This window comes from Actinoplanes sp. TFC3 (assembly GCF_001553785.1).
In the GTDB taxonomy this organism is placed as follows: domain Bacteria; phylum Actinomycetota; class Actinomycetes; order Mycobacteriales; family Micromonosporaceae; genus Actinoplanes.
Genome location: NZ_LOJP01000001.1, coordinates 1519982 through 1528064 on the forward strand (window position 1 = coordinate 1519982; position 8083 = coordinate 1528064).

Consider the following 8083-nt stretch of genomic DNA (forward strand, 5'->3'; position numbering starts at 1 on the left):
CCCCCCAATCGCCCCCTCGCGCGAACCGCACCGTGGGGGCGTCCGGGGGCTCGGCCCCCGGAGCAAAATGCGAAAAACGCCCAGAGGTCAGCGCAGTGTGCTGACATGGGCGTCCCAAGTTTGAGCGGGCGACGAGAATCGAACTCGCGTAATCAGTTTGGAAGACTGAGGCTCTACCATTGAGCTACGCCCGCAAGCACCCGTGGGTGCGGCCCTAGCGTACTGAATCATCGTGCCGATAGCGAACCGGATCCCCCGCGTGGCGCATCTGGGCGACGCCGCGGCACACGGCTCGGGGCGGACCGCATACACTTGCCTGCGGCCTTCGGGGTGTGGCGCAGCTTGGTAGCGCACTCGCTTTGGGAGCGAGGGGCCGTGGGTTCAAATCCCGCCACCCCGACTTACAGCAGACACGAAGAGATCCATCAAGGAGTACGCCTGTGAAGAGCACCGTCGAGACTCTGAGCCCGACCCGGGTGCGGCTCGCCATCGAGGTGCCGTTCGACGAGCTGAAGCCCAGCCTGCAGAAGGCGTACCGCGAGATCGGTTCTCAGGTGCAGATCCCCGGCTTCCGGCGCGGCAAGATCCCGGCTGCGGTCATCGACCAGCGGGTTGGCCGTGGCACGGTGCTCAACGAGGCTGTGCAGGAGGCGATCCCGCAGCAGATCCTGGCGGCCGTGCGCGAGCACGACGTCAAGACGCTGGGTCGTCCCGAGGTTGAGATCACCGAGTTCGCCGACAACGAGCCGTTGAAGTTCACGGCCGAGGTCGACGTGCGCCCCGAGATCACCATCCCCGACCTGAGCACCATCAAGGTCGAGGTGCCGGCTGTCGAGATCGGTGACAACGAGATCGACGAGCAGATCAACGGCCTGCGGGAGCGTTTCGCCACCCTCAAGACCGTGGAACGCCCGGCTGCTGAGGGTGACTACGTGACGCTGGACCTGCGGGCGACCGTCGACGGCGAGGAGGTGCCGGGCGGCTCGGCCACCAACATCTCCCACGAGGTTGGCAGCAAGCAGCTGCTCCCGGGTCTTGACGAGGTGCTGGTCGGCCTGGTCGCGGACGCCGACGCCACGTTCACCACCCAGCTCGTGGGCGGCGACTTCGCCGGCCGCGACGCCGAGGTTGCGGTCACCGTGCGCTCGGTCAAGGACAAGCAGCTGCCCGAGATCGATGACGACTTCGCGCAGATGGCCAGCGAGTTCGACACCCTCGAGCAGCTGCGCGATGACCTCAAGGAGCGGCTGGGCAAGGTCAAGAAGGTCGAGCAGATCTACGCGGCCCGTGACGAGGCGCTCAAGCAGCTCGTCGAGGCCGCCGAGATCCCCGCGCCCGAGGGCATCGTCAAGGACGAGGTCGAGGGTCGCAAGCAGGCCATGACCGACCAGTTGGAGCGCATCGGGGCGACCCTGGAGGATTACCTTTCCTCCGAGGAGAAGACCGAGGAGCAGATTGACACCGAGCTGACCGAGGCGGCCACCGAGGGCGTCAGGATCCAGCTGCTGCTCGACACGATCGCGGACGCCGAGGACATCCAGGTCTCCGACGACGAGTTCGGTCACGAGATCGTGCACCGCGCCCAGCGGGCCCAGATGCAGCCCCAGCAGTACTACGACCAGCTCGTGCAGTCGGGTGCGGCCGCCGCCGTGTTCGGCGATGTGCGCCGCGGCAAGGCCCTGGCCAATGTCATGGAGCAGGTCGAGATGAAGGACACCGAGGGCAACGTGCTCACTCTCGACGACCTGCGGGCCGCGAGCGAGGACGAGCACGCCGGCCACAATCACTGAGCCACCGGACGAAGGGGTCGCCGCGAGCTGTGGCGGCCCCTTCGACCATTCCGCCGCCCTGGTGCGCTGTCAGCGAACACCTGCCCGAGCGGGAAGCTGATGCGCATCGAACCGGTTAGGTTGGTGTACGACGGACAACCTGCCGGCCGGAACCTCGGCCGACACAGTCAGCTGTGAAGGGCTGCCATGACCGATCTGCACATTCCAGCGAGTCCCACGCTGCGTGGTGACTCCCTCAGTGGCAATCTGGACGACTCGGTCTACAACCGCCTGCTGCGCGAGCGGATCATCTTCCTCGGCAGTGAGGTGAGCGATCAGGTTGCCAACCGCATCTGCGCGCAGCTGCTGCTGCTTTCCGCCGAAGACCCGGAGCGCGACATCAACCTCTGGATCAACTCGCCGGGTGGTTCCGTCTACTCCGGCATGGCGATCTACGACACGATGCAGTTCATTGACAATGACGTCTCCACCGTGGCCATGGGAATGGCCGCGTCGATGGGGCAGTTGCTGCTCTGCGCGGGCACCGCGGGCAAGCGTTACGCGCTGCCGCACGCGCGGATCATGATGCACCAGCCGTCCGGGGGCATGGGTGGCACGGCCGCCGACATCGCCATCCAGGCGGAGCAGATGCTTTACACCAAGCGCATGTTCCAGGAGCGGGTGGCTCACCACACCGGTCAGGACCAGGCAACGATCGAGGCCGACTCCGACCGTGACCGCTGGTTCACGGCCGAGGAGGCCAAGGACTACGGCTTCATCGACAAGGTGATCACCGGGGCCACTCAGGTCCCCGAGGGCGCCGGAACGCTGAACTGAGGAGCTGAACCATGACAGACCTTTCCATGCCTCCCGGGTTCGCTCCGGTGCACAACCGCTACGTGCTGCCCTCGTTCGTCGAGCGCACGTCGTACGGGGTGAAGGAGTCGAACCCGTACAACAAGATGTTCGAGGACCGGATCATCTTCCTTGGCGTGCAGGTGGACGACGCGTCGGCGAACGACGTGATGGCCCAGCTGCTCACGCTAGAGAGCGCCGACCCGGACCGCGACATCCTCATGTACATCAACTCGCCCGGTGGCTCGTTCACCGCCATGACGGCGATCTACGACACGATGCAGTACGTGCGCCCCGACATCAGCACGGTCTGCCTCGGTCAGGCTGCCAGTGCGGCCGCTGTGCTGCTGGCTGGTGGCACCCCGGGCAAGCGGATGGCGCTCCCGCACTCGCGGATCATCATCCACCAGCCGGCCACCGAGGGCGGCTACGGCCAGGGGTCGGACATCGAGATCCAGGCGCGCGAGATCCTGCGCATGCGCACGCAGCTCGAGACGCTGATTGCCAAGCACTCGGACCGCACGCCCGAGCAGGTCAGCAAGGACATCGACCGCGACAAGATCATGACGGCGGACGAAGCCAAGGAGTACGGCATCGTGGACACCGTCCTCGCGACGCGCAAGAAGAGCCTGCAGGCCGTCGGCGCCAGCAGCTGATCTTCGTTCTTGGCAGGTAGGAACGGTAGTTTGCGCGTGTGATGAGCACGCGATGTCAGGGGTCGGCCGGCGCACGCTAGACTGACTGACCCCTGACACGCCCGTTTTGGGGGGTCGGAGTTCTGCCCCTTTGCGGGTAACGTCGAGTCGGCAACCTCAGTAACGCACGTCGGCAGACGATGAACTGTGCAAGACGATGTTCTGGCTCGCGGACGACTGTCCCGGGCTGCAGGCCGGTAATCGCCGGCCGATGAGCGCAGGGAGAACGTAGGTGGCACGGATCGGCGACGGTGGCGACCTACTGAAGTGCTCCTTCTGTGGGAAGTCGCAGAAGCAGGTCAAGAAGCTCATCGCGGGCCCCGGGGTCTATATCTGCGACGAGTGCATCGACCTCTGCAACGAGATCATCGAAGAGGAGCTGGCCGAAACCGGCGAGGTGAAGTGGGAAGAGCTTCCCAAGCCGATGGAGATCTGCCAGTTCCTGGACAACTACGTGGTGGGCCAGGAGCAGGCCAAGAAGGCGCTCTCGGTCGCCGTCTACAACCACTACAAGCGGATTCAGGCCGAGTCGAGCGGCGCGCCCGGAGCGGGCAGCGACGTCGAGGTGGCCAAGTCCAACATCATGCTGATCGGCCCCACCGGGTGCGGTAAGACCCACCTGGCGCAGACGCTGGCGAGGATGCTCAACGTTCCGTTCGCCATCGCGGACGCCACGGCGCTGACCGAGGCGGGCTATGTCGGCGAGGACGTCGAGAACATCCTGCTCAAGCTCATCCAGGCGGCCGACTACGACGTCAAGCGCGCCGAGCAGGGCATCATCTACATCGACGAGGTCGACAAGATCGCCCGCAAGAGCGAGAACCCGTCGATCACCCGGGACGTTTCCGGTGAGGGCGTGCAGCAGGCCCTGCTCAAGATCCTTGAGGGCACTGTGGCAAACGTCCCGCCGCAGGGCGGACGCAAGCACCCGCACCAGGAGTTCATCCAGATCGACACCACAAACGTGCTGTTCATCGTGGGTGGCGCGTTCGCCGGGTTGGACCGGATCATCGAGTCGCGCATCGGCCAGGGCGGGGTTGGCTTCGGTGCCCACCTGCGCTCGGTCTCGGAGCGCAACACCGATGACATCTTCAGCAAGGTCATGCCGGAGGACATGCTGAAATTCGGGCTCATCCCCGAGTTCATCGGCCGGCTTCCGGTCATCACCACGGTGCGCAACCTCGACCGCGAGGCGCTCATCAAGATCCTGACCGAGCCCCGCAACGCCTACGTCAAGCAATACCAGCGGTTGTTCGAGCTTGACGGCGTGGAGTTGGAGTTCGACACCGGCGCTCTCGAGGCGATCGCGGACCAGGCGATGCTGCGGGGCACCGGCGCCCGAGGGTTGCGCGCGATCATGGAGGAAGTCCTCCAGAACGTGATGTTCGAGGTGCCCAGCAACCCCGACGCCGCCCGAGTCGTGATCAACCGTGAGGTGGTCGTGGAGAACGTCATCCCCACCATCGTGCCGCGCGAGTTCGGCAGCCGCCGGCCACGTCGCGACCGCGAGGAGAAGTCCGCCTGACGGCTGGCTGTTCCGCCGGGTGGGGCTGCGTCCGTACCCTGAAGGCATGCGTGTAGCCGTCTGCCAGCTGAACGCCCGCGACGACCGTGACCACAATCTGAGCGTGGCCCGCGACCTACTAGGTCGCGCGGCCGCGGCCGGAGCGACCCTCGCGGTCCTGCCGGAGTATGTCGACTATCTCGGGACGGGGAAGGGTTCGCCCAAGCCGGAGCCCGTCGATGGCGAATTCGCGCATTTCTTCGCGGCAGCGGCACGTGAACTCGGCATTTGGGTACACAGCGGCTCTTTTCACGAGGCCGGCCCCGATGACGAGCACACCTACAACACCACGCTGCTGTTCGATCCGGCCGGCGAGCTGGCTGCTACCTATCGCAAGATTCACCTGTACGACGTGGAGATTCCCAACCGGGTCTCGTACCAGGAATCCCGGACTGTGGCCCCAGGCACCGAGACGGTGATTGCCGATGTTGCCGACGTCCCCACCGGGCTTTCGATCTGTTACGACCTTCGGTTCCCTGAGCTGTATCGGCGGCTGGCGGCTGGGGGAGCCAAGGTGCTCGTGGTGCCTGCGGCGTTCATGATGCACACCGGGCGCGACCACTGGGAAGTGCTGCTGCGGGCCCGGGCCATCGAGAACCAGTGTTACGTGGTGGCGGCCGGTCAGATCGGCGATCACGAGCCCGGCCGCACCTGCTTCGGGCGCAGCATGATCATCGACCCGTGGGGGACAGTGCTCGCTCAGGCACCCGACACGGTGGGTGTGGTGACGGCGGAGCTGGACCTGCTGCGGCTTGAAGAGATCCGGCAGACCGTGCCGAGCCTGGCCCATCGTCGCTTGGCTTGAGTGCTTTGTTTGCCGGTCGCAGGGGCTTAAAGCGACTGCACCAGGTAGCTCACGACAGCGACGCACACCACAGCTGCGGCGGCGATGAGCATGGCTCCGCCCATCCGGGAAGGGCCGCGCAGGAATAGCCGATGCACGGAAACGATGACGGTCACCAGCACCAGGATGCCGATGACCAGCTGCGATGCCGGCATGAGCAAGTCGAACAGGGCGTCGACGGCGAGCGCCGGTTCACGAACCATGCCTGCCACTGTGGCATGGCGCGATGCTGGCGGCGCGGTAGCGGGACGGGTGTCGATTTGCGTTTCGGGTGGGACGTCGCGTAACTTTCTTTCTGCCCGAGGGGAACCCGGACGGAACGGCACGAAAGTGACCGGTACGACCACTCTTCAAAGGCGCCGCTACTTCAGCGTCAAGCTGGGGTGGCACCGGGCGAAGTTGCCGCGGAACCGGGTCGCTAAGACCGGGGTTGCGCTAACGAAAACGACCGGGTAAGGTAGTCCGGGTCTGCAGGGAACCGAGCGGATGGATCGCAACGATCTCCGGTTGGCCTGCTGGACTTCCCGCAAAGTACGAGCCTCCAAAGGGCTTAGCATTAGCGCGGGAAACTTCGGGCGATGCCATGAAGGTCCTCGGATCTTCCAAGACTCCGGTCTTGCGCTGGCGAAGTCGACCGGGTAAGTTAGAGCGGTTGCCCCGAGCGGGTAGAACTTCGGTTCTTCTCGTACGGTGTGTGGTTGTTCTTTGAGAACTCAACAGGGTGCTTGATAAGCCAGTGCCAATTGTTTTATTTCTGGCTTCTTCGGAAGCTGGGATTCCTTTGGCAACTTTTATGTTGCCGGGATGGATTCACAACAAAAGTTTTTGTTGGAGAGTTTGATCCTGGCTCAGGACGAACGCTGGCGGCGTGCTTAACACATGCAAGTCGAGCGGAAAGGCCCTTCGGGGTACTCGAGCGGCGAACGGGTGAGTAACACGTGAGCAACCTGCCCTGGACTTTGGGATAACCCTCGGAAACGGGGGCTAATACCGGATATTACTGCTGGCCGCATGGTTGGTGGTGGAAAGTTTTTCGGTCTGGGATGGGCTCGCGGCCTATCAGCTTGTTGGTGGGGTGATGGCCTACCAAGGCGACGACGGGTAGCCGGCCTGAGAGGGCGACCGGCCACACTGGGACTGAGACACGGCCCAGACTCCTACGGGAGGCAGCAGTGGGGAATATTGCACAATGGGCGCAAGCCTGATGCAGCGACGCCGCGTGAGGGATGACGGCCTTCGGGTTGTAAACCTCTTTCAGCAGGGACGAAGCGTGAGTGACGGTACCTGCAGAAGAAGCGCCGGCCAACTACGTGCCAGCAGCCGCGGTAAGACGTAGGGCGCGAGCGTTGTCCGGATTTATTGGGCGTAAAGAGCTCGTAGGCGGCTTGTCACGTCGACTGTGAAATCCCGCGGCTCAACCGCGGGTCTGCAGCCGATACGGGCAGGCTAGAGTTCGGTAGGGGAGACTGGAATTCCTGGTGTAGCGGTGAAATGCGCAGATATCAGGAGGAACACCGGTGGCGAAGGCGGGTCTCTGGGCCGATACTGACGCTGAGGAGCGAAAGCGTGGGGAGCGAACAGGATTAGATACCCTGGTAGTCCACGCTGTAAACGTTGGGCGCTAGGTGTGGGGGACCTCTCCGGTTCTCTGTGCCGCAGCTAACGCATTAAGCGCCCCGCCTGGGGAGTACGGCCGCAAGGCTAAAACTCAAAGGAATTGACGGGGGCCCGCACAAGCGGCGGAGCATGCGGATTAATTCGATGCAACGCGAAGAACCTTACCTGGGTTTGACATCACTCGAAAACTCGCAGAGATGTGGGGTCCTTCGGGGCGGGTGACAGGTGGTGCATGGCTGTCGTCAGCTCGTGTCGTGAGATGTTGGGTTAAGTCCCGCAACGAGCGCAACCCTCGTTCGATGTTGCCAGCGCGTTATGGCGGGGACTCATCGAAGACTGCCGGGGTCAACTCGGAGGAAGGTGGGGATGACGTCAAGTCATCATGCCCCTTATGTCCAGGGCTTCACGCATGCTACAATGGCCGGTACAAAGGGTTGCGATGCCGTGAGGCGGAGCGAATCCCAAAAAGCCGGTCTCAGTTCGGATCGGGGTCTGCAACTCGACCCCGTGAAGTCGGAGTCGCTAGTAATCGCAGATCAGCAACGCTGCGGTGAATACGTTCCCGGGCCTTGTACACACCGCCCGTCACGTCACGAAAGTCGGCAACACCCGAAGCCGGTGGCCTAACCCCTTGTGGGAGGGAGCCGTCGAAGGTGGGGCTGGCGATTGGGACGAAGTCGTAACAAGGTAGCCGTACCGGAAGGTGCGGCTGGATCACCTCCTTTCTAAGGAGCAACTA

6 protein-coding genes, 2 tRNA genes and 1 rRNA gene are annotated in these 8083 nt (G+C 63.9%); 7 read left to right on the forward strand and 2 right to left on the reverse strand.

What is annotated here, in order from left to right:
* Nucleotides 1-123: 123 nt before the first annotated feature.
* Nucleotides 124-194 (reverse strand) — tRNA-Gly (locus TFC3_RS06925).
* Nucleotides 195-326: 132 nt separating this feature from the next.
* On the opposite strand from TFC3_RS06925, the gene TFC3_RS06930 reads away from it, so the two are divergent.
* From TFC3_RS06930 to TFC3_RS06955, 6 genes are all read left to right on the forward strand, one after another.
* A tRNA-Pro gene (locus tag TFC3_RS06930) sits at nt 327-400 on the forward strand.
* Nucleotides 401-440: 40 nt separating this feature from the next.
* A complete protein-coding gene (gene tig, locus TFC3_RS06935) occupies nt 441-1790 on the forward strand; it encodes a trigger factor (protein ID WP_067497096.1) in 1350 nt (449 codons plus the stop codon).
* 186 nt (nt 1791-1976) lie between these two features.
* A complete protein-coding gene (locus TFC3_RS06940; protein WP_067497099.1) occupies nt 1977-2606 on the forward strand; it encodes an ATP-dependent Clp protease proteolytic subunit in 630 nt (209 codons plus the stop codon).
* Between the two features lie 11 nt (nt 2607-2617).
* The gene (locus TFC3_RS06945) at nt 2618-3280 is read left to right on the forward strand and encodes an ATP-dependent Clp protease proteolytic subunit (RefSeq protein WP_015619569.1); all 663 of its coding nucleotides are present in this window, start codon (nt 2618-2620) and stop codon (nt 3278-3280) included.
* A 271-nt stretch (nt 3281-3551) separates the two neighbouring features.
* Nucleotides 3552-4844, forward strand: coding sequence for an ATP-dependent Clp protease ATP-binding subunit ClpX (clpX, locus tag TFC3_RS06950; protein WP_015619570.1), 1293 nt, complete (start codon nt 3552-3554; stop codon nt 4842-4844).
* Nucleotides 4845-4890: 46 nt separating this feature from the next.
* Complete coding sequence (locus tag TFC3_RS06955; protein WP_067497100.1) at nt 4891-5688, forward strand: carbon-nitrogen hydrolase family protein; 798 nt, start codon at nt 4891-4893, stop codon at nt 5686-5688.
* Between the two features lie 26 nt (nt 5689-5714).
* Here the strand turns inward: TFC3_RS06955 and TFC3_RS06960 are convergent, their stop codons facing one another.
* Nucleotides 5715-5939 (reverse strand): hypothetical protein, encoded by a 225-nt coding sequence (locus TFC3_RS06960; RefSeq protein ID WP_067497101.1) that lies wholly within the window; start codon nt 5937-5939, stop codon nt 5715-5717.
* Nucleotides 5940-6552: 613 nt separating this feature from the next.
* Between TFC3_RS06960 and TFC3_RS06965 the strand changes: the two genes are divergently transcribed.
* Nucleotides 6553-8069, forward strand: a 16S ribosomal RNA gene (locus tag TFC3_RS06965).
* Nucleotides 8070-8083: the final 14 nt, after the last annotated feature.